The organism is Pseudomonas lactis (assembly GCF_001439845.1).
Classification (GTDB): domain Bacteria; phylum Pseudomonadota; class Gammaproteobacteria; order Pseudomonadales; family Pseudomonadaceae; genus Aquipseudomonas; species Aquipseudomonas lactis.
Map to the genome: position 1 here is coordinate 46,340 of NZ_JYLO01000004.1, position 25,016 is coordinate 71,355.

The window sequence follows — 25,016 nt, forward strand, 5'->3', positions numbered from 1 at the left end:
CATATCCATTGCTGCGGTAACGGCCACTTAGGGTTCCGCTCTGACAGCGGCTCACTTTTGAAAAGCGCAAAAGTAAGCAAAACGCTCTTGCCCCACCACTCGGCACCTCGCCTAGGCTCGGTGTGCCCGTAATCCGCCAGTGATTTGGGGGGCCGCCGCCACGCGCCATCCATGGCGCGGGGCGGCTAAACCGGCATCCCTGCCGGTTTACCCCCCAAATCCCTGTCGAATTCCGGCCAGCGTGGTTTAACGGGGCGCCTGAGATCAAAAGCAGATCAAGATCAAGAGCGGCTCGCTTCGCATCGTGGTTACCGGGGGCATGCCTGCCCCCACATATCTCACCGAGTTCACCTTCAAAAACCGGTCGGCTATAAGGCCGCCGCGCTCTGCTTTTGATCTCCAATCGCCCCGTTAAACCACGCTGGCCGAACGCAGGTTTTTCAGCGTGGGTAACCCGGCAGGACGCCGGGTTAGCCGCACTGGGCCATGGATGGCCCATTGCGGCGGCCCACGCTGCAAAACCTGCGTTCGGGCACACCGAGCCTAGGCGAGGTGCCGAGTGGTGGGGCGAAGGCCTTTTGGTTACTTTTGGGCCTTTCCAAAAGTGACCCGCTGTCAGAGCGGAACCATAAGTGGCCGTTACCGCAGGAATGGATATGTACACAGACAACCCCCTATTGCCCCCACATTTGGATCGGTGCCCCCCCCTCAAGACACCACCTCCCCAACCCTGACATCTTCCAACCACCACCTGGCCAACCCCAAAACATTCGGCGCCTTGAGCAACGTAAAGTGATTCCCCCCGCCATACCAAACCTGCAACCCACCCCCCTGCCCTCGCCACCCCTCAACCATCAACCCCTGCTCCCGCTGGTTCCCCGCCGCATCCAGCGCCGGGTCCTGCGCCAACACCAGGCGCACCACCCCCTCATACCGCCCTTGCGGCTGATACACCGTGCGCAACGCCGCCGCGTAAGTGCGCGCCGGCCCATCCATCGCCTCCACCGCCGCACGCGCCGGCAACAACCCCACATTCACCATCCCCGCGTGTAACGCTTGCCGCTGCGCCACCTCATCGCGCCCGGCAAAGTCCACCGCATCAATCCCCAGCGACTTCCCAGCCGCCAACTGCATCGCCTCGATCAACCGCAACAACGCCGCCGTCGAGGTATAAGCCTTGCTCGCACGCCCCGGCGCCTCGCTGTCGATCACCGTCAAAGAGCCCACCTCACGCCCCATCGCCTGCAAGCGCAGCGCCATTTCCAGCGCCACCCAGCCGCCGAACGAATGCCCCACCAGATGCACCGGCCCCTCGGGGCATTCCTGTTCCAGCGCGGCCAGGTAACACTGGGCCGCCGCTTCCACCTGGCTATGGGGCACCGCTTCGCCATCCAGCCCGCGTGGCTGCAAGCCATACAGCGGCCAGTCGCGCCCCAAAGCTTCGCTCAAGCCGACAAAGCCGGTGACGCTGTCTCCCGCGCCCGGCACGCAGAACACCGGTGCATAACCGGCGCGCCCGCTCTGGATGCGCAGCAAGGGTGAGTGCGCCGCGCAACTCACCGGGGTGCTCGCCGCCAGCGCTTGGCTCATGGCCTGGCCAAGGCTCTGGATATGCGGCGCCTGCATCATGCTCTGGTGATCCCCCGGCACCTGCACCTGGCGCAGTTGCCCAGGCGCCAGGGCGGTGTCCCACCCCAGCGCGGCACTGCGCCGCGACAGTTCGGTGGGCCGCTGCTCGGCGCTGAACAGGTGCACCGGGATCGGCAGCGGGAACAGGCTGTAGTGGGCCAGGGCATGCCCATGCCCGACTTCCCGTTGCAAAAAGCTCAACAGGTCGGCGTCCGTCGCCGCTGCCATTTGCGCGTATAGCAAACCTTGATCGCGACAGCGTTGCAGCAAAGCCGCAATGTCCAGCTGTCCAAGGCCTGCCTCCAGTTGGTCCAGGCTCGCCAGCTCATCCACACCTCCCTGTGCCTTCCAATAGGCCGTGCACTGCAACAACAAATGCCGCTTGAGGGCATCCGGCCCGCTCCAGCGCGCTTTGCCCTGGTCGGTCATGCGCGGCACGTAGCTGTCGATCAAGCCGAGAAACGCCACGGCCTCATCCTGCCCCAGCAACTGCATGGCAACTTCATAGGCCAGCACGCCACCAAAAGACCACCCCGCCAGCCGGTAAGGGCCGTGGGGCTGGATCTGGCGAATCAGCCCGACCATGCGCGCAGCCAGGCCTTCCATGCTGTCCAAGTGCGCCTCGCCCAGCGCCACGCCCGGCAGGCCATAAATCGGGTAATCGCCCGGCAGGTGCTGGCCAAGCGCCGGGAAGTACACGTCCATGCCGCTGAACTCATGCACCAGAAATAACGGTGCCTGCGACCCACGGCTGCGCACCGTGATCACCGCCGTCTCAGGCAGCACGTCGTCACCGCGCAGGCGCAGCAGCGCCGCGACCGAGGCCACGCTGGCATGCTCGAACAGCTCGGCCAGCGACACCGGCAACCCGGCCTCGTCCAGCCGATTGACCAGGCGAATCGCCAACAACGAATGCCCGCCCAGTTCGAAGAAACTGTCATGGCGCCCCACCTGCTCAAGCTTCAGTACCTCGGCCCACAGCTGGGCCAAGGTCTGCTCCAGTGCATCGACCGGTGCTTCAAATGTGCCGCTGGCCGAAGCGTCCCACGTCGGTAACGGCAAGGCTTTGCGATCGACCTTGCCATTGGCCGTCAACGGCAAATGCTCCAGTGCGACAAAGGCCGAGGGCACCATGTAGGCCGGCAAGTGCGCCTGCAGGTAAGCGCGCACCGACTCGATGCCGACCGGCTCGCCCGCCCAGGTGAAATAGGCCACCAGACGTTTGTCCCCCGGCACGTCTTCGCGGGCCAGCACCACCCCTTCGCGAATGCCGGCGAATGTCGCCATGCGTGCTTCGATCTCACCCAGCTCAATGCGAAATCCACGGATCTTCACTTGGTCATCATTACGCCCGATGCACTCCAGCAGGCCGTCTGCGGTCCAGCGTCCGAGGTCGCCGGTGCGGTACAGCAAGGCGCCTGGGTTGAACGGGTTCTGCACGAACTTTTCCGCCGTCAACTCAGGGCGGTTCAGGTAGCCCTGGGCGACACCGTCACCGCCGATGCAGATTTCGCCGCTCACCCCCAGGGGCAGCAGGTGCAACTGCGCATCCAGCACGTAGATCTGCGTGTTGGAAATGGGTCGCCCTACCGGCACGCTGTCGGCGTCAGCGGCAATGGTGCGCACTTCATGGGTGGTGGCGTAGGTGGTGGTTTCGGTCGGCCCGTAGCAATGCACCAGGCGCAGCCCCGGTGCCAATGCCAGCAGGTTGCGGAACGCCGCCGGGTCGGCACGTTCGCCGCCGCACAGCAAAATACGCAAGCCGGCCAGGGCCTGGGGAATCAGTTGCACATATTGGTTGAATAGCGCCGTGGTGACGAACAGCACCGTCACGCCCTGAAGTGCCGCGCCAAACGCCAGCGGGTCGAGCAAGGTGGCGTGGTCGATCACCTGCACCTGACCGCCGTTGAGCAATGCCCCCCACACATCCATGGTGCTGGCATCGAACGCCGGGTTCGAAGCGAAGGCCACGCGGTCATGGGGATTGAAATCGGCGTAGCCGTTGTTGAGCACCAGGCGCGTGATGCCACGGTGCGGCACCAATACGCCTTTAGGCATGCCGGTGGAGCCGGAGGTGTACATGATGTACGCCACGCTGTGCGAGGATTGCGGCAGGCCCGGGTTGTGGTCGGGGTATGAGTCGAGGGCCAGGGTGTCCAGGTCCAGGCGTTGCACCGCGCTCTCCACGCTGCAGTCGCTGCCGTTCAACAGCCAGGCGGCGCCGCTGTCTTGCAGCATGAAGGCCTGGCGTTCGGCCGGCGCGTTGATGTCCAGCGGCACATAGGCGGCGGCGCATTTGAGAATCGCCAGTTGGCTGATCAACAACGCCACCGAGCGTGGCAGCAGGATCGCCACGTTATCGCCGGGGCACACACCCAGGCCGAGCAGGTGATGGGCCAGGCGGTTGGCGCGGCGGTTGAGTTCGCCATAGCTTATCCGTTGTTCGCCATGCAGCACCGCCACCGCATCGGGGCGCGCCTGGGCCTGGGCTTCGAACAGCTGTTGCACGCTGTGTTCACGGGGGAACGCGCGGGCCGTGGCGTTGAAGCCCTCAAGCAGTTGCTGGCGTTCGGCCTGGGGCAGGATCGACAAGCCATTGAGCGCGATGTCGCTGCGCTCTTCCAATGCCTGCACCACCTGCGCCAAGGCGTTATGCAGGTAGTCGCCCAAGCGTCGGGCCCCCTGCCCCATGGCCGTGAGGCTGAAACCTTCACCCAGGTCATCCACGCTCACCGACACGCCGTAGTGGGTGTGCTCCTCGGTCTGGAGCACTTCGACCCCCTGCCACGCCTCGGCCACGCCCCCGGCCTGGGGCGCGCTGTGGCGGTAGTTGAACAGCACGCTGAACAACGGCGTAGCCATCGGTACGCCGCTGCAACGCTGGGCCAGCGCCAAAGGCGCGTGTTCATGGCTGAGCAGTTGGGTCAGGCGCCCATGGGTGGCACGCAGCGCGGTCAGTACCGAGTGTTCACCCAGGTCGACTCGCAACGGCAAGGTATTGATAAACACGCCCATGGCACGCTCGGCGCCTTCGCCACCTTGCAGGCGGCCGAGCATCACCGTGCCGAACACCACCTGTTCACGGGCGCAGACCGTGCCCAGCACATGGGCCCAGGCCAGGTGCATAAGGCTGGCGGCGCTGACGCCGGCTTGACGCGCCTGAGTGCGCAGGCGCCGACTCAACCCCAGGTCGAGACTCACCTTCACGCGCTCATCGGCGCCCAGGTGCGGTAGGTCGGTGGGTTCGTCGACCTCAGCGAGCATCTCGCAGAAAAACGTCTCGTGGTCCTCAGCGCCCAGACGAGTCTGGGCCACGTAGTTGCGGTACGGCACGGGCGCGGCCAAGGTGTCTTGGGTGCCCAACAGGAAGGCCTGCATTTCGTGTTGCAGGATGTCCAACGCGATGTGGTCCATCACCAGATGGTGGAACAGCAACGTCGCCACCACCCGTTGCGACTCCTCGGCATACACCAGGCGCATCAAGGGTGCCTTGGCGAGGTCCAGGCGTGGCGGCACCGGGCCGTTTTCAACCCGTAATGAGGCGGTGCGCCACACCACCTGCACCGGCTCCTCCAGCGCGTCCCAGTGGAAGGATGAACGCAGGATGTCATGGCGCTGGATCACCGCCTGCAAGGCGTGGGCGAAGGCGTCCAGGCGCAGGCGGCTGTCGAAGGCAAACTGCGCCTGCAGCACATAGGCGTCGTCTCCCTGCACGGCGCGATGCTGATACAGGATGCCGGCCTGCAAGGGTGCCAGCGGGTAGATGTCCTGCACATTGGCCGCGCCGCCGGGGATGCAGGCGACGATGCGCTCGATGGCAGCGGGGTCCAGGGTGATCAGCGTAAGCATGTCCGGCGTAATCCGGGTGCAATCGGCCGCGATACGATTGGCAGGCACCGCCACTTCACGCCCACCGCCCAAGGCCGCGGCCAGGGCGGACAAGGTCGGTTGGCCAAACAGTACTTTTACATCTGCCGACAAGCCCAGGCGGCGCATGCGCCCCATCAGGCTGACTGCCAGCAATGAGTGGCCACCCAATTCAAAGAAATTGTCATGCCGGCCCACGCGCTCCACGTTGAGCAATTCAGCCCACAGTGCGGCCAGGGTGATTTCCGTATCACCCACGGGCGCTTCATAGTCGCGCACACTCAACGCGTCCAGGCCCGGCGCCGGCAGCGCCTTGCGGTCGAGCTTGCCGTTGGGGCTCAGCGGCAGCACCTGAAGATGCACAAAGCTCGCCGGCAGCATGAATTCCGGCAGGTGTTGCAGCAGGTGGGCGCGCAGGCTTTCGACCTCGCTCGGCACGCCGGTGTAATAGGCGATCAGGCGCTGCTCGCGGGCAATCACGGCAGCTTCCTGCACCGCTGGATGCTCGGTCAGGCGCGCCTGGATTTCCCCCAGTTCGATGCGCAGGCCACGAATCTTCACCTGGTCATCATTGCGCCCCAGGTACTCGAGAGTGCCGTCAGGCAAGTAGCGGCTCACGTCACCGGTGCGGTACATGCGCCCCGGGGTGAACGGGTCGTCGAGGAAGCGTTCGGCGGTCAGCTCAGGGCGGTTGAGGTAACCCCGCGCCACCTGCACGCCTGCGATGAACAATTCACCGACCACCCCCAATGGCACCGGCTGCAACTGCCCGTCCAGTACATACAGGCGCGTGTTGGCAATCGGCTTGCCGATGGGCGTGTTATCCGGCACCAAGGCACCCGCGCAGTCCCATGCGGTGACATCCACCGCCGCTTCGGTGGGGCCATACAGGTTGTACAAGCCAACCTCCGGCAATTGCTGCTTGAAGCGCCGCACCAGGCTGCCCGGCAGGGCTTCGCCGCTGCACATCACCCGCACCAGCCCGGCGGCCTGGCTGACATCGCCGTGGGCAAGGAACACGTCGAGCATCGACGGCACAAAATGCAGCGTTGTGACCCGCTCGGCCTCGATCACCTGGCACAGGTAGTCAGGGTCTTTATGCCCGCCAGCGCGCGCCATGACCAAGCGTGCGCCAGTGAACAGCGGCCAGAAGAACTCCCACACCGACACGTCGAAGCTGAACGGGGTTTTCTGCAAGACCGTATCGCTGGCGGTCAGCCCGTATTCGTCCTGCATCCACAGCAGGCGGTTGACCACCCCAGGGTGTTCGTTGATCACGCCCTTGGGCTGGCCGGTGGAACCGGAGGTGTAGATCACGTAGGCCGCCACGCTGGCCGCCTGCGGGTTATGGGTGGGCTGGTGCTGCCAGGTGGGTGAATCGAGGTTGACCACCGGCACCTCGCCCAGCAACCCGAGGGTGCTGGCCTGGGCCAGCACCACCGTCGGCGCGCTGTCGTGCAGCATGTAGGTGATGCGTTCCAGCGGGTAGGCCGGGTCCAGCGGCACATAGGCGGCGCCGGCTTTGAGGATCGCGTACAGGCCAATGACCATGTCCAGGCCACGCTCCACACAGATCGCCACCCGCGCCTGGGGCTGCACACCCAGGGATTGCAGGTGATGGGCCAACTGGTTGGCGCGCGCGTTCAGTTCGGCATAGCTCAGTTGCTGCGCGCCCGCCTTCAGGGCAATGGCCTGGGGTGTGCGCAGCACCTGGGCTTCAAACAGGCCGTGCAGGGTCTGGTCGAGGTTGTAGCTAACGGCAGTGGCGTTGAAATCCACCAGCAGTTGCCGACGCTCGCGCGCATCCACCAGCGGCACGTGCGCCAGCACTGCCTGGTCGTTATCGACCATGGCCTGCAACACGCGGGTGAAGTAGCCGACGTAACGCTGCATCGTCGATTCGTCAAACAGGGCCACGGCATATTCCAGCGCACCGAGGATGCTGCCCTGCACTTCGCCCAGGTTCAACGACAGGTCGAACTTGGCGAAATGGCTGTGCTCGACAATGCTCTCCAGGGCCAGGTCGCCCAGGGCCAGGGTCGGCGCGCTGCTGTCCTGCCAGCTCAGCAGGGTCTGGAACAGTGGGCTGTGGGCCAGGCTGCGCGGCGGCCGGGTAATTTCCACCACCTGCTCGAAGGGCAAGTCCTGATGGGCCTGGGCTTGCAGGATCAGCGCCTTGACCCGCGCCAGCAACGCCTCGGTGCTGAGCTCGCCCGAGGTGTCGATACGCAGCGCCAGGGTGTTGACGAACAGGCCAATCAGCCCTTCGACTTCGGTGCGCATGCGGTTGGCCACCGGCGTGCCGATCACCAACTCGGCCTGCCCGGACAAGCGTGCCAACAGCGAAGCCCAAGCGCTCATCAAGGTCATGTACAAGGTGGTGCCATGGCGTTGGCTCAAGGCCTTGAGCCCGGCGGTGAGGCGCTCATCCAGGCGCACTTCGACACTGCTGCCAGCGTAGTCCTGCTGCGCCGGGCGCGGGCGGTCGGTGGGCAAGGTCAGCAACGCCGGCGCACCGGCCAACGCCTGTTGCCAGTAGCTGCTTTGGCGCTGCAGCACCTCGCCGCTCAGCCACAGGCGTTGCCACACGGCAAAGTCGGCGTACTGGATCGGCAAGGGCGGCAGCGGGTCGGCGTGGCCGTGGCTGAAAGCCTGGTACAGCGCCATCAGCTCGCGGGTCAGCACGCCCATGGACCAGCCGTCGGAGACGATATGGTGCAGGGTCAGCAACAGCACATGGTGATCATCGGCCATCACCACCAGGCGCCCGCGCAGCAACGGGCCGCGCTCAAGGTCGAACGGTGCCGAGGCTTCGCCGTGGATCAGCGCGTCCAGGGCCTGTTGCGGCTGCGGGTGGCGACGCAGGTCCTGCACTTGCAGCGCCAACACCTCTTCGGCCGGCACGACCAGCACCTGGGCCTGGTCACCCTGCTGGGCGAAGCGGCTGCGCAGGGTTTCATGCCGCGCCACAATGCGCGCCAGGGCCCGTTGCAGCGCCTGTACATGCAACTGCCCGCGCAACCGCAGGCCGATGGGAATGTTGTAGGCGGTGTTGGCCCCTTCCATCAACGCCAGGAACCACAGGCGTTGCTGGGCGAAGGACAGCGGCACGTCGTCATCACGGTTGGCCGGCAAGATATCCGGCAAGGTGCTGCGACCGGCCTGGGCCAGCACCTCGGCGACCGCCGCCAGTTCAGCGTTGGCAAATAGGTCGCCCAGCGCCAATTCGACGCCCAGCCGCTGGCGCACCTGAGACACCATGCGCATGGCCAGCAGCGAATGCCCGCCCAGCTCAAAGAAATGGTCGTAACGCCCCACGCGCTGCACCTGCAACACCTCGGCCCAGATCTGCGCCAGCACGGTTTCGATTTCGCCCAGGGGCGCGGCGTACTCGCGGGTAAATACCGCGGCCATGTCCGGCGCCGGCAGGGCCTTGCGGTCAAGCTTGCCATTGGCCGTCAGTGGCAGTGCGTCGAGCTTCATGAACGCGACAGGCACCATGTAGTCGGGCAGATGCGCCACCAGGTGGGCGCGAATCTCGGCCAGCGTCAGCGGGTCCAGTTGTGGGTTTTCGGTGAAGTAGGCCACCAGCCGTTCCTCACGCACCACCGCCACTGCTTCCAGGATGCCGGGCAATTGGTTGAGCTGGGTTTCGATTTCGCCCAGTTCGATGCGCACGCCACGGATTTTCACTTGGTCATCGTTGCGCCCCAGGTAGTCGAGCGTGCCGTCCGGCAACCAGCGCACCAGGTCACCGGTGCGGTACATGCGCCCTGCATTGAACGGGTCGCGCACAAAACGCTCGGCGGTCAGTTCCGGGCGGTTGAGGTAACCGCGTGCCACGCCTTTGCCGCCCACGTACAACTCCCCCGCCACCCCCAGCGGCACCGGGCGCTGGTGTGGGTCGAGCACGTAGACCTTGGCATTGGCGATGGGCTTGCCGATATGCAACGGCTGGCCCGCCTCGACCTTGCCGGAAGTGGCCACCACCGTGGCTTCGGTGGGCCCGTAGTTGTTGATCAGCTCAAAGCGCTGCGCCCGCCCGAACTGGCGCAGGCGGTCGCCACCGACCAGCAAGGTGCGCAAGGTCGGGTGCTCGATGTTCTGGCTGAAGGCGTATTCCGCCACCGGCGTCGGCAGAAAGCTCACGTCCAATGGCTGCGCGCACCACCAGGCCAGCAGTGCGTCGATATCTTCGCCGCCCTCATGGGCCGGTGGCAGGTGCAAGGTGGCGCCCACACACAGCGCCGGCCACACTTCCCAGGCCATCGCGTCAAAGCCGAAACCGGCAATACTGGCGGTGTGCCGGCCGGCGCGCAGGTCGAAGGCGCTGCAATGCCAGTCCACCAGGTTGGCGACAGTGTGGTGTTCCACCATCACCCCTTTGGGCAAGCCGGTGGAGCCGGAGGTGTAGATCACATAGGCCAGGTTCGTCGGGCCGACGGCGATTGTGGGGTTGCTCGCCGAATGGTGCTGCCAGGTGAAGCGGTCGAGGTTGATCACCGGCACATCCAGCGCCGGCAAGCGCTCCAGCAACGCGTGTTGGGTGAGTAAGGCTACCGGCGCACTGTCGCTGAGCAGATAGTGGAGACGCTCGGCCGGGTGGGACGGGTCCACCGGCACATAACCAGCACCGGCCTTGAGAATCGCCAGCAACCCGGCCAGGGTATCGAGGCCGCGCCGCGCCACAATCGCCACGCGGTCGTCGGGCTTGACCCCCAGTGCCAACAGATGATGGGCCAGCAGGTTGGCTTGCTGGTTCAGTTCGGCATAGGTCAGTTGCCGGCCCTGATGCACCGCGGCGATGGCGTGCGGCGTGAGCGCGGCCTGGGCTTCGACCCTGCCGTGCAGGGTGGTGCCTTGGGGGAAGACGGTCTGGGTGGTGTTGAACTGTTCCAGCAGCAAACGCTGTTCGGCAGCGGGCACCACCGACAGTTGGTCAAGCGCGGTATGGGGGGCCTGTTCCAGTGCGCTCACCAGGTTTTCCAGCGCGGTGTGCAGGTAGGCGCAGACGCGTTGAGGGTCGACCAGGGTGCTGGCCGAAGCCCTCGCCCAGGTCGTCCACGCTCAGGGTCAGCGGGTAGTTGGTGCGTTCCTCGGCGCGCAGTGCGGTGATGCCGTGCCACGCCGACACGGCCTCGGCGCTGGCGGCGGACGCGCTGTGGCGATAGTTGAGCAGCGCGCTGAACAGCGGCGTCGGCGCGAGCACGCCACTGCAACGCTGGGCCAGGGCCAACGCCGCGTGTTCATGGCGCAGCAACGTGGTCAGCCGTGAGTGGGTGGCCTTGACGGCGGTGCGCACGTCCTGGGCGTCCACGTCCACGCGAAACGGCAAGGTATTGATGAAAATGCCCAGGGCGCGGTCGGTGGCATGGCTGCCCTGCATGCGCCCCATCAATACGGTGCCGAACACCACCTGGGCCTTGCCGGCCAACACCGCCAGCACTTGAGCCCAGCCCAGATGAAACAGGCTGGCAGCGCTCACGCCCTGTTGGCGCGCCTGTACGCGCAAACGCTGGGCCAATGCCGGCGCCAATGGCAGGCTGACTTCAGCGATACCGCGCGCATCGCCTTGCACATCCTGCAAACCGAACGGCAAGGTAGGCTCGCTGATATCGCCGAGCATCTGCCGGAAGAAACGTTCATGCTCTTGCTCACTGATCCCCAGCCGCGCCTGCGCCACATAGTTGCGAAACGGCACGGCCTGGCCCAGGGCCGCGCCTTGCCCCAACAGGCACGCCTGCATCTCGTGGCACACCACGTCCAGGGCGCTGTGGTCGAGCGCCATGTGATGGAACAACAGGGTGGCGACGATGCGCTGGTTGGCCGGGTCTTCAGCGCGCACCAGGCGCAGCAACGGCGCCTGGGTGACGTCGAGGCGATAGTGGCGGGCATCAAACAGGTCATGCAGTTGCGCGGCGATATCGCCGTCGGCCGGGTCCAGCATCAAGGCTTGCACCGGCAGGCGCGCCTGGCGCCACACCACTTGCGAGGGTTGCGCCAGGCCATCCCAGACCATCCCGGTACGCAAGATGTCGTGACGGTCCATCACCCGTTGCAGCGCCTGGGCAAAGGCATCGAAACGCGCAAGGCTGTCAAAGGCGAACTGCGACTGCATCACATAGGGGTCGCCCTGCTCGGCACTCACATGGTGGAACAGGATGCCTTCCTGCAACGGCGCCAGCGGGTAGATGTCCTGGATGTTCGCCACGCCGCCCTGCACCGTGGCGACAATGCGCTCAATCTCGTCCTGGCTCAGGGTCGACAGGGTCAGCATCGCGGGGGTGATGCGCTCGGCAGTGGCCGGGATGCCATTGGCCGGCACCTGTACCTCACCGGCCTTGGTCGCGGTGTATTCACCGGCCTTGATCAGTTCGATCAGCGCCGGCTTGTGTTCACGCAAGGCGGCCAATATCGCCGGGTCGCTCAAGGCGTGCTTGTTGCCGTTCACCGACAACTGCTTGCCCTTGAGCGCCAGTTGCACATCCTTGGTTTTCAGGGTTGCCAGCAGCTCGAGGATGTTCACAGGACGATCTCCATTCGTTCGGTCATTGCGGCGTAGCCGGCCAGGGTCGGTTGTTCGAACAACCCGCGCACATCGGCTTCCATGCCTTCCTGGCGCAGGCGCCCGATCAAGCTCACGGCCAGCAGCGAGTGCCCGCCCAGTTCAAAGAAGTTGTCGTGGCGCCCTACCCGCTCCACCTTGAGCAGCTCGGCCCAGAGCTGGGCCATGAGGACCTCGGTGTCGCCTTCAGGCGCCGCGTACTCACGTACCTGCAAGGCGTCCATACCCGGTGCGGGCAGGGCCTTGCGGTCGAGCTTGCCGTTGGGGCTCAGGGGCCAGGCGTCCAGGTGCATGAACAGCGCCGGCACCATAAAGTCCGGCAGGTGCTGCAACAGCTGGGCGCGCAGGCTGTCGATGTCGGCGGGTGCGCCGGTGTAATACGCGACCAGGCGCTGATCACGGGCGACGACCACGGCGTCCTTGACCGCCGGATGCTCGATCAGCCGCGCCTGGACTTCGCCCAGCTCGATGCGCAGGCCACGGATCTTGACCTGATCATCATTGCGGCCCAGGTACTCAAGCGTGCCATCGGGCAAGTAGCGGCCCAGGTCACCGGTGCGGTACATGCGCCCCGGGGTGAACGGGTCGTCGAGGAAGCGTTCGGCGGTCAGCTCAGGGCGGTTGAGGTAACCCCGCGCCACTTGCACGCCCGCGATGAACAGCTCACCGGCCACGCCCAACGGCACCGGCTGTAACTGCCCATCGAGGACATACAGGCGGGTGTTGGCAATCGGCTTGCCGATCGGGGTGTTGTCCGGCACCTCAGGGCGGGCGCAGTTCCAGGCCGTCACGTCCACTGCCGCTTCGGTGGGCCCGTACAGGTTGTACAAGCCAATCCCCGGCAACTGCTGCTTGAAACGCCGCACCAGGCTGCCCGGCAGCGCTTCGCCGCTGCACATTACCCGCACCAATCCCACCGCTTGGCTGATATCGCCGTGGGCCAGGAACACATCGAGCATCGACGGCACAAAGTGCAGGGTCGTGATGTGCTCCGCGGCGATCACCTCGCACAGGTACGCCGGGTCTTTGTGCCCTTCAGGGCGCGCCATCACCAGGCGTGCGCCGGTGAACAGCGGCCAGAAGAACTCCCACACCGACACATCGAAGCTGAACGGGGTTTTCTGCAACACCGCATCGTGGGCCTTGAGGCCATAGGCGTCCTGCATCCACAACAGGCGGTTGACCACCCCGGCATGTTCGTTGATCACGCCCTTGGGTTGGCCGGTGGAACCGGAGGTGTAGATCACATAGGCCGCGTGCCGGGCAGTGAGGCCCGGTACTGGCGGGTTGGTGACGGGTTGGTGCTGCCAGGTGCTGTGGTCGAGGTCGATCACCACCGCGTCACCCAGCAAAGCGCGGGTGGCGCTTTGGGCCAGCACCACCACCGGCGCGCTGTCGTGCAGCATGTAGGCGATGCGCTCTGGCGGGTACGCCGGGTCCAGCGGCACATAGGCACCGCCGGCCTTGAGGATGGCGAACAGGCCGATGACCATGTCCAGGCCGCGCTCGACGCAGATGCCCACCCGTGCATCCGGGCGCACACCGCTGTCACGCAGGTGATGGGCCAGGCGGTTGGCGCGTTCATTGAGTTGCTGGTAGCTCAAGGTGTGCTCGCCGGCCTTCACCGCCACGGCCTGCGGGGTGCGCATAACCTGGGCTTCAAACAGCCCGTGCAGGGTCTGGTCGAGGTTGTAGTTCACCTCGGTGGCGTTGAACTGCACCAGCAGTTGTTGCCGCTCTTGCAGTCCCAGCACCGGCAGGCGGTTCAGCGCCTGGTGCGGCGCCTGCTCAAGAGCCTCGACCAGGCCGCTCAACGCGTTATGCATATAGCCGCACACCCGCTGCGCATCCACCTGGGCCAGGGCAGTGAACGCGTAGCCGTCGCCCAGGTCGTCCACGTTCAGGGTCAGGGGGTAATTGGTGCGCCCGTCATTGACCAAAGTCTGCATGCCTTCCCACGCCAATTGCGCATCCGCCGAGCGGGTGGCGGCGCCGCGATGGCGATAGTTGAGCATCGAGCTGAACAACGGCGCCGGGGCCGCTACACCACTGCAACGCTGGGCCAAGGCCAGGGAGGCGTGTTCATGGCCGAGCAATTCGGTGAGACGCGCATGGGTGGCCCGCACGGCGGCGCGGGCGCCCTGGTCGTCGATATCCAGGCGCAGCGGCAAGGTGTTGATAAACACGCCCAGGGCGCGGTCGGCGCCCTCGCCGCCTTGCAAACGGCCCACCAGCACCGTGCCGAACACCACCGTATGGCGCGCCGATACTGCGGCCAGCACCTGTGCCCAGGCCAGGTGGAACAGGCTGGCAGCGCTGACCCCCAGCAACCGCGCCTGGCTGCGCAGGCGGCGGTTGAGCGGGCTGTCCAGTTGCAGGGTATGTTCGTCGATGGCACTGCCGTCGCCGCGCACGTCCTGCCAGCCGAACGGCAGCGTTGGCTCATCGACATCGTCCAGCATCTGGCGGAAGAACTGCTCATGCTCCTGTTCGCTGACACCCAGGCGCGCCTGGGCCACATAGTTGCGATACGGCATTGGCGCGGCGGTGGGCGCGGCGTAGCCCAACAGGTGGCCCTGCATTTCGCGCAACACCACGTCGAAGGCGGTGTGGTCCAACACGATATGGTGATAGAGCAGCACCGCCACCACGCGCTGGTTGACCGGGTCCTGGGCGTACATCAGGCGGATCAGCGGCGCCTGGCTGATCTCCAGGCGATAGCGCCGCGCATCAAAGCGCTCGTGCAGGCCGGCGAGTACGTCGCCTTGCAGGTGCAGTTCCTGTACGCACAACTGCGCCTGGCGCCACACCACTTGCAGCGGTTGTGCCAGGCCCTCCCACACCACCCCGGTGCGCAGAATGTCGTGGCGGTCGATCACCTGTTGCAGGGCGCGCACAAAGGCGTGCAGGCGCTCGATGCTGTCAAACGCCAGATGCGATTGCAGCAGGTAAGGATCGCCCTGCGCCGCCGTGAGGTAGTGATAGAAAATCCCTTCCTGCAACGGCGCCAGCGGGTAAATGTCCTGCACGTTGGCAGCGCCGCCGGGCACCTGGGCCACCACCTGGTCGATCGCCGACTGGTCGAGGTCCACCAGGGCCAGCATGTCCGGGGTGATGCGCTGGCAACCGGCACTGATGCGATTGGCCGGCACCTGCACTTCGCGGCCACTGCCGACAGCGGCGGCCAACGCGGCCAGGGTTGGCTGGCTGAACAGCACGCGCACATCAGCGCTGAGGCCGGCCTGGCGCATGCGCTCAATCAGGCTGACGGCCAGCAATGAATGGCCGCCCAGTTCGAAGAAGTGGTCATGGCGACCCACCTGCTCCACCTGCAACACCTCGGCCCACAGCCGCGCCAGGGTGGTTTCGACGTCACCTTGGGGGGCTTGGTATTCACGACTGAGCAAGGCGCACTGGTCTGGCTGCGGCAGTGCCTTGCGATCCAGTTTGCCATTGGCGGTCAGGGGCAACTGGTCAAGCTGCATATAGGCGACCGGCACCAGCGCCTCGGGAAGCTGGGCTTGCAGGTGCGCACGCAAGGTCTCGATCTGCAACGGGCGCTGTTCGGTGAACCAGGCCAGCAGGCGGCCTTCGCGCACAAGCACCACGGCCTCACGGATGCCGTCCAGTGCCGCCAGGCGGCTTTCGATTTCACCCAGTTCCACCCGCACGCCGCGCAGTTTTACCTGGTCATCGTTACGGCCCAGGTATTCAAGGTTGCCATCGGGCAGCCAACGCACCAGGTCACCGGTGCGGTACATGCGCCCAGCGTTGAACGGGTCTTGCAGAAAGCGTTCGGCCGTCAGCTCGGCACGGTTGAGGTAGCCCCGCGCCACGCCGCTGCCGCCTACATAGAGTTCACCGGCCACGCCCACCGGTACCGGCCGCAGGTGCGCGTCCAGCACATAGCTGGTGGCATTGGCGACAGGCCGGCCGATATGCAACACCTGCCCGGCCCGCACGCGGCCGGAGGTGGCAACCACCGTGGCTTCGGTGGGGCCGTAGTTGTTGACCACCGCAAAGCGCCGCTCCTGGCTGAACTGGCGCAAGCGATCACCGCCGATCAGCAGGATGCGCAACGTGGGGTGCTGCTGGGGCAGGCTGAAGGCGTATTCGGCCACCGGCGTCGGCAGGAAGCTCACGTCCAACGGCTGCGCCAGCCACCAGGCCAGCAGTTCATCGATGTTTTCGTTGCCAATCTCGGCGGGCGGCAGGTGCAGGGTCGCGCCGACACACAGGGCTGGCCAGACCTCCCAGGCCATGGCATCAAAGCCCATGCCAGCCACGCTGCTGGTGTGGCTTACCGCTGTCAGACCAAAGGCCTCACAGTGCCAATGCACCAGGTTTTCCACCGTACCGTGTTCCACCATCACGCCCTTGGGCTGGCCGGTGGAGCCGGAGGTGTAGATCACGTACGCCAGGTGCGCGGGCGTCAGGGCGGGCAATTGCGGGTTGCTGACGGCGTGGCGCTGCCAGGCGGGGTCATGCAGATCGACCAGGGCAACCGAACCGAGCAGCTCCCGGGTACTGGTCTCGGCCAACACCGCCACGGGCGCGCTGTCTTGCAGCAAGTAGGCGATACGCTCGGCGGGGTACGCAGGGTCGATCGGCACATAGCCCGCGCCAGCCTTGAGAATGCCCAACAGCCCCACCAGCATCTGCGGGCCGCGACGGCAGCACAGCGCCACGCGGTCGTCGGCTTGCACGCCGAGTTCCAGCAAGTGATGAGCCAACTGGTTGGCCCGTTGATTGAGCTGCTGATACGTCAGCGCCTCACTGCCTTGCTGCACGGCAATGCGATGGGGTTGGCGCTCGGCCTGCACTTCAAACGCACCGTGCAGGGTCTGGCCATGGGGGAAGTCGTGGGCGGTGGCGTTGAACTCGCGCAGTACCGTGTCGCGCTCTGCGGCGGGCAGAATCGGTAATGGGTGCAGCGCACTGTGGGGCGCCGTCTCCAGGGTGACAATCAGTTGCTGCACGGCACTGAGCATGTAGTCGCACAGGCGTTGCGCGCCAATCTGCGGCACCGCCAGCACGCTCAGGCCAAAGCCTGCGCCCAGGTCATCCACGCTCAGGGTCAGCGGGTAGTTGCTGCGCTCTTCGCCGCCCAGCAGTTGCACGCCTTCCCAGATGCCGTGGCCGTCGCGGGCCATGTCGTCGGGGTTGCTGTGGCGGTAATTGAGCAAGGCGCTGAACAACGGCGTGCTGGTCGGCACACCGCTGCAACGCTGGGCCAGCGCAAGTGACGCATGCTCGTGCCCGAGCAAGGCGCTCAAGCGCGCATGGGTGGCTTTGACCGCCTGCGTCGCACCGGCTGCAACGTCGACCCGCAGCGGCAAGGTGTTGATAAACATCCCCAGCGCACGGTCTGCGCCCTCGCCGGCTTGCATACGGCCCATCAGCACCGTACCGAACACCACCTCATCGCGGCCCGAGACCAGGCCCAACACCTGGGCCCAGGCCAGGTGCATCAGGCTGGCGGCGCTGACGCCCAGTTGGCGCGCCTGCTGGCGTACGCGCTGGGCCAGGCCTGCCTCCAGGTGCACCTTGGCTTCTTCGATTGCACGGCCATCGCCCTGCACATCCTGCAGGCCAAACGGCAAGGTCGGCTCGTCGACCTCGGCGAGCATGTCGCGGAAAAACTGCTCATGCTGCGCCACACTGACGCCCAGCCGCGCCTGGGCCACATAGTTGCGAAACGGCGCGGCGGCAGGCAAGTCCTGGGCCTGGTTGAACATAAAGGCACGCATTTCCTGGCCGACCACTTCCATGGCGGTGTGGTCCAGCGCCAGATGGTGGAACAGCAGGATCGCCGCGACCCGGTTGTGCGTGGGGTCCTGGGCGTAGACCATGCGCAGCAACGGCGCCTGGGTAATGTCCAGGCGGTAGTGACGCGCATCGAAACGCCCGTGCAGTTGCGCCATGACGTCGCCGCCGGCCGGGTCGAGCATCACCTCCTGCACCGCCAGTTGGGCGGCGCGCCACACCACTTGCACCGGGCTGTCGAGCCCTTCCCACACCACAGCGGTACGCAAAATATCGTGGCGCGCCACCACCTGTTGCAACGCGCCCATAAAGGCGTGCAGGCGCTCGACAGTGTCAAAGGCCATGCGCGATTGCAGCAGGTACGGGTCGCCCTGCTCGGCACTGATGTGGTGGTAGAGAATGCCTTCCTGTAGCGGCGCCAGCGGGTAGATATCCTGGATATTCGCTGCACCACCCGGCACGTTGGCGACAATGCGCGCGATGGCCTGCGGGGTGAGCTGCACCAGGCTCAGCATCGACGGCGTGATTTGTGTGCAGCCGGCGGGGATGCCATTGGCGGGCACCACGATTTCTCTGCCGCTGCCCACGGCTGCCGCCAGCGCGGCCAGGCTTGGCTGGCTGAACAACACGCGCACATCGGCGCTCAGGCCCACTTGGCGCATGCGTTCAATCAGGCTGACCGCCAGCAACGAATGCCCGCCCAGTTCGAAGAAGTGATCATGACGCCCCACGCGTTCAAGCTTGAGCACGTCCTGCCAGATCTGCGCCAGCAGGCTTTCCACCTCGCCTTGGGGGGCCTCGTAGCCACGGCTGATAAAGGCGGCCTGGTCGGGTGCCGGCAATGCTTTGCGGTCCAGCTTGCCGTTGTTGGTCAACGGCAGGCTGGCCAGCGGCATATAGGCCGACGGCAGCATGTAGTCCGGCAGTTGGCCTTGCAGGTGCGCGTGTACCTGGTCAATGCCCAGGTCTGCGCCGGCCCAGGTGAAATAGGCCACCAGGCGCTTGTCCCCCGGCACGTCTTCACGGGCGAGCACGGCAACCTCCTGAATACCCGCACAACTGGCCAGGCGTGCCTCGATCTCGCCCAGTTCGATACGGAAACCGCGGATTTTGACTTGGTCGTCATTGCGCCCCAGGCACTCCAGCAGGCCATCTTCCGACCAGCGCCCGAGGTCGCCAGTGCGATACATCAGTGCCCCAGGCTGATCGACAAAGGGGTTGTTCACGAACTTCTCGGCGGTCAACTGCGCACGGTTCAAGTAGCCCTTGGCAACGCCCTCCCCGCCAATGCAGATTTCACCGGTGATGCCCAGCGGGACCGGCTGCAACTGTGCATCCAGCACATAGATCTGCGTGTTGGAAATCGGCCGCCCCACCGGCACGCTGTCGGCATCTGAGGCCAGCGCGCGCACTTCATACGTGGTGGCGTAGGTGGTGGTTTCCGTCGGCCCATAGCAATGCACCAGACGCAACGCCGGAGCCTGCGCCAACAGGCTGCGAAAGGCTGCCGGGTCGGCACGTTCGCCGCCGCACAGCAAAATGCGCAGGCCGGCCAGGGCCTGTGGAATCAGTTGCACATACTGGTTGAACAGCGCGGTGGTGACGAACAGTACCGTAGCGCCCTTGAGTTCAGCGCCAAATGCCAGCGGGTCGAGCAAGGTGGCGTGGTCGATCACTTGGACCTGGCCGCCGTTGAGCAGCGCGCCCCACACATCCATGGTGCTGGCGTCGAACGCCGGGTTGGACGCAAAGGCGATGCGGTCATGGGGGTTGAAGTCGGCATAGCCGTTATTGATCACCAGCCGGCTGATGCCGCGATGGGTCACCAACACGCCTTTGGGTGTTCCGGTGGAGCCGGAGGTGTACATGATGTATGCCACGCTGTCCGAGCTCTGGGCCACCGCGGGGTTGGTCGCAGGCATTACGTCCAGGTTCAGCTCGGCCAGGTTGTCCAGCCGCTGACGGGCGCCGCTGTCCTGCACCATGAAGGCTTGGCGTTCAGGCGGCGCATTGACGTCCAGCGGCACGTAGACCGAAGCGCATTTGAGTACCGCCAATTGGCTGACGATCAAGTCAATTGAGCGCGGCAGCGCCAGGGCGACCGGCTCACCCGGCTGCACGCCCTGGTTGAGCAAATAATGGGCGAGCCGGTTGGCACGGCGGTTGAGGTCGCGGTAGCTCAGGGAATGTTCGCCATGCACCACCGCCGTGGCTTCCGGCCGGGCCAGCACCTGGGCTTCAAACAGTTGGGCGACGCTGAGGTGCGACGGAAATTCACGGGCGCTGGCATTGAAGTCCTGCAGCAGTTTGCGCCGCTCCGCCGGCGGCACGATCGACACGCTGTGCAACGCGGTGGTCGGCGCCTGTTGCAGCGCAGTCACCAGGTGGCGCAGTGCGGTGAGCATGTAGTTACCCACCCGTTGCACATCCAGTTCGGCCACGCCTTGCACGGTCAAGCGCATGCCTGTGCCGAGGTCATCAACGTTGAGCACCAGCGGATAATTGCTGCGCTCTTCGGAGCTGAGAATCTCGATACCGGAAGCGGCAAAGGGGTTGTCCCCCGGCGCTTCATCGGCTGCGCTGTGCCGGTAGTTGAGCAAGGTGCTGAACAGCGGCAGCGAGCCCGGCACGCCGCTGCAGCGCTGGGCCAGGGACAACGAGGCATGTTCGTGCCCGAGCAGTTGCGCCAGGCGCGCATGAGTAGCGCGCACGCCAGCCTGCACGCCGACGCTGCCAAGGCTGACCCGCAGCGGCAAGGTATTGATGAACATCCCCAGCGCCCGGTCAGCGCCCTCGCCGCCCTGCATACGGCCCAGCAACACCGTGCCGAATACCACCTCCTGCTGGCCAGACACCTGCCCCAGCACCTGGGCCCAGGCCAGGTGCACCAGGCTCGCGGTGCTCACACCCAGTTGCCGCGCCTGTTCGCGCAAGCCCAGGTTAAGCGCCGGCTCCAGCGGCAGGCGCGCTTCATGGATGCCGCTGCCGTCACCATTCACGTCCTGCAAACCGAAGGCCAGGGTCGGCTCGTCGATGTCGCCCAGCATCTGGCTGAAGAAGGCTTCATGCTGGGCCTGGGTGACACCGAGGCGGGCCTGGGCCACGTAGTTGCGGTACTGCACCGCGTCAGGCAATTGCGCGCTGTGGCCATGCAGGCTGGCGCTCATTTCTTCGACCAGCACCTGCAGGGCCGTATGGTCGAGGAGGACATGGTGCAGCAGCAAAATGCCGACCACGCCTTGGGTGTCCTGCGCATACGCCAGGCGCATCAGCGAGGCGCGTGACAGGTCCAGGCGATAGTGGCGTGGGTCGAAACGCTGTTGCAGGTGCGTCAGTGCATCGCCGCCCAAGGCATCCAGGCGTTCGACCACCAAGGGCGCCTGGCGCAACACCACTTGCACCGGTTCCTCCAGGCCCTCCCAGAGGATGGCGGTGCGCAGAATATCGTTGCGTTCGATCACCGAGTGCAGCGCATTTACGAACCCATCGACAGCGCCTTGGTCGTGAAAGCGCAACTGCACCTGCAACACGTAAGGGTCGCCCTCGGTGGTCGCCAGGTGGTGGTAGAGAATGCCGGCCTGCAACGGCGCCAGGCCGTAGATGTCCTGCACGTTGGCAACGCCACCGGGCACGGCCTCAAGGATATGGTCGATAGCGGCCTGATCCAGCTCGACCAGGGGCAGCATGTCCGGGGTGATGGCCTGCGTGTCTGCTTGAATGGGGTTAGCCGGCACCTGCACGGTCTGCTGGCCGCCCACCGCCGCAGCGAGCGCCGCCAAGGTGGGTTGGCCGAACAGCACGCGCACATCGGCGCTGAGGTCGACCTGGCGCATGCGTTCGATCAGTTTGACCGCCAGCAGCGAATGGCCGCCGAGTTCGAAGAAATTGTCCTCACGACCGACACGGTCGACGTTGAGCAGGTCTTGCCAGAGCCTGGCGAGGGTGGTTTCCACCGCGCTCTGGGGCGCCGCATACGCGCGCCGGGCCACGGCGTCGGCATCGGGTGCGGGCAAGGCCTTGCGGTCGAGTTTGCCGTTGGTGGTCAGCGGCAGCGTGTCCAGGCGCACGAAGGCGCTGGGCACCATGTGTTCGGCCAGGCTGCGCAGCAGATGGTCACGCAGGGCGGCCACGTTGAGTTCGCCATCGCTGATCACATAGGCCACCAGGCGCTTGTCGCCCGGCTGATCTTCACGGGCGATCACCACCGCATCGCGCACGCCGTTGGCCGTGGCCAGATGCGCCTGGATTTCACCCAGTTCGATACGGAAACCCCGGACCTTGACCTGGTCATCGTTACGCCCCAGGTACTCGACACTGCCGTCGGCCAGCAGGCGGCCGAGGTCGCCGGTCTTGTACATGCGCAGGCCGGTGGCCGGGTCGGCGACGAAGCGTTCGGCATTCAGCGCCTCGCGGTTGAGGTAACCACGCGCCACCCCGGCGCCGCCCACGTACAACTCGCCCACCACACCCAGGGGCAAGGGCTCGCGGCGTGCATCCAGCACGTACAACTGCAAATCAGGAATACGCACGCCAATCGGGCTCACGCCGACCAAGTGCGCGTCGGCTGCTTCCAGCGCCCGGTAGGTCACATGCACGGTGGTCTCAGTGATGCCGTACATGTTCACCAGTTGCGTACCGGCATTCACCGCCCGTGCGTACCACGGCTTGAGCATGCCCGGTTCCAGGGCTTCGCCGCCGAAAATCACCTGGCGCAGGGAATGGGACTGGGCGCTGTTGCCCTGGGCCGCGATCAACTGGCGGAACGCACTCGGCGTCTGGTTGAGGATGCTCACCTGGGCATCGCACAACAGCGCGTAGCACTCATCCGGTGAGCGGCTGACCAGTTGCGGCACGATCAGCAACTGGCCGCCGTGCATCAGCGCACCCCAGATTTCCCACACGGAAAAGTCGAACGCAAAGGAATGGAACAACGCCCACACATCATGATGATTGAAGCCGAACCACTGCTGAGTGGCGCCGAACAGGCGCGCGACCTGGCGATGCTCGATCATCACGCCCTTGGGCTGGCCGGTGGAGCCGGAGGTGTAGATCACATAGGCCAGGTTGGCCGGGCTCAGGTGCAGCCGGGGGTTGCTGATGGGCAACGGGCCCAGGTGGTCGAGGTCGATCCGGGCCAGTGCGCCGACCCGCTGCGCCGTGTCGGCCTGTACCAGCACCGCCACCGGCCGGCTGTCGGCCAGGGTATAGGCGATGCGTTCCTGGGGATAGGCCGGGTCGATGGGCACATAGCCGGCGCCGGCCTTGAGGATGCCCAGCAGGCCGATGATCATCTGCGGGCCGCGCTCCACGCAGATCGCCACCCGCGCGTCGGGGCGCACGCCGTGAGCCAGCAGCGCGTGGGCGACCTGGTTGGCGCGTTCGTTGAGTTGGCGGTAGGTCAGGGCGTGTTGCTCGAAGGACAACGCAATGGCATCGGGCTGGGCGGCGGCGTGGGTTTCGACTTGCTGGTGGATCAGCTGGGTGTCGGCGTAGTGCGTGGGGCAGTCGTTCAAGGTGTGCAGCAAGTGATGGCGTTCAGCGTCAGGCAGGATGTTCAGGCCGCAGAGCGGCATCTCCGGTCGTTGTTCGAGGGCGCCGGCCAGGCTTTCCAAGGCCGCGTGCAGGTAACCGGCAACCCGTGGCGCGCCAATGGAGGCATCGACCATCACGGTCAGGGCGAAGTCTTCACCCAGGTCATCGACGTTCACCGTCAGCGGGTAGTTGGTGCGCTCCTCGGCGCCCAGCACCTGGATGCCGTCAGCCACTTCGATCACCGCCGCCATGTCAGTGGCGGCGGTGTGACGGTAGTTAAGTATCGCGCTGAACAGCGGCGTAGGCGCCGCCACGCCGCTGCACCGTTGTGCCAGCGCCAGGGACGCATGTTCGTGATCGAGCAAGCGCGTGAGGCGCTCATGGGTGACCTTGACCGCAGCGCGCACGCCCTGCTCACCCACATCCACGCGCAGTGGCAAGGTGTTGATGAACATGCCCAAGGCCCGCTCACCGCCCTCGCCTGCCCCCATGCGCCCGAGCATCACAGTGCCAAATACAACCGCCTCCCGCCCGGAGACTGCGCCCAGCACCCGCGCCAAGGCCAGGTGCATCAGGCTCGCCACACTCACCCCCAGCGGGCGCGCCACGCTACGCAAGCGGCGGCTCAGAGCGCTGTCGACAGGGATGCGCACTTCGTCGATGCCCTGGCCATCGCCCTGCACATCTTGCAGGCCGAACGGCAGCGTCGGTTCATCGATATCCGCCAGCATGTCGCGGAAGAACGCCTCATGGGCCTGCTCGCTGACGCCATGGCGCACCTGGGCGATATAGCTGCGAAACGCTACCGGTGCAGGGGCCTGGGCTTGCTGCCCGGCCAGGTACAGCTGGATTTCATGCCGCACGCCATCCAGGGCCGTGTGATCGAGGATGGTGTGGTGGAACAACAGCATCGCCACCAGCCGCTGGTTGGCTGGGTCGTCAGCGAACACCAGGCGCAGCAGCGGCGCCTGACCCAGGTCCATGCGATAAGCGCGGGCATCATAGCGAGCGAGCAATTGAGCCAGGCGGTCAGCACCGTCCATCTGCGCCTCTTCGCAGGCCAGCACAGCCTTGCGCCACACCACCTGCAGCGGTTCGTCCAGGCGCTCCCAGACCATCGAAGTGCGCAAAATGTCGTGACGGTCGATGACCCATTGCAACGCCTCGGCAAAGGCCTCAAGGCGTGCGCGGCTGTCGAACACGAACTGCGCGTGCAGCACGTAAGGGTCACCCTGGTGCGCCGACAAATGGTGATAAAGCATGCCTTCCTGGAGCGGCGCCAGCGGGTAGATATCCTGCACATTCGCCGCACCGCCTGGGACCGCCGCGACGATGCGGTCGATGGCCGGCTGGTCGAGGTTGACCAGCGCCAGCATGTCCGGGGTGATGCGGTAGGCCGGGCTCAGCCAGTCACCGCCATGTTCGGCGACCAACTGCAGGAGTTGGGGTTTGTGCGCAATCAATTGATCCCAGAGCGCGTCGTCCAACGCTTGGTCATCGCCCAGAACGATCAGATCGTCTTCTTCCGTTTGCAGACGGATCGCGTGGGTGGAGATCGCTGCCAGTAAGTCGCTGAACTGCATGGGGAACCTGCCTGATAATTCACGGTTGACGAGAATGTCCGTATTCAGTTTTGCCGCTTGGATCGGCAGTACCG

General features: G+C 65.5%; 1 protein-coding gene and 1 pseudogene. Both read right to left on the reverse strand.

The annotated features are described in order from the left end of the window. Window positions 1-708: 708 nt before the first annotated feature. Window positions 709-12,022, reverse strand: a pseudogene (locus tag TX24_RS07390) (amino acid adenylation domain-containing protein). Next, complete coding sequence (locus TX24_RS07395) at window positions 12,019-24,942, reverse strand: non-ribosomal peptide synthetase (RefSeq protein WP_057710032.1); 12,924 nt, start codon at window positions 24,940-24,942, stop codon at window positions 12,019-12,021. The pseudogene TX24_RS07390 and the gene TX24_RS07395 overlap by 4 nt, the downstream one beginning before the upstream one ends. Window positions 24,943-25,016: the final 74 nt, after the last annotated feature.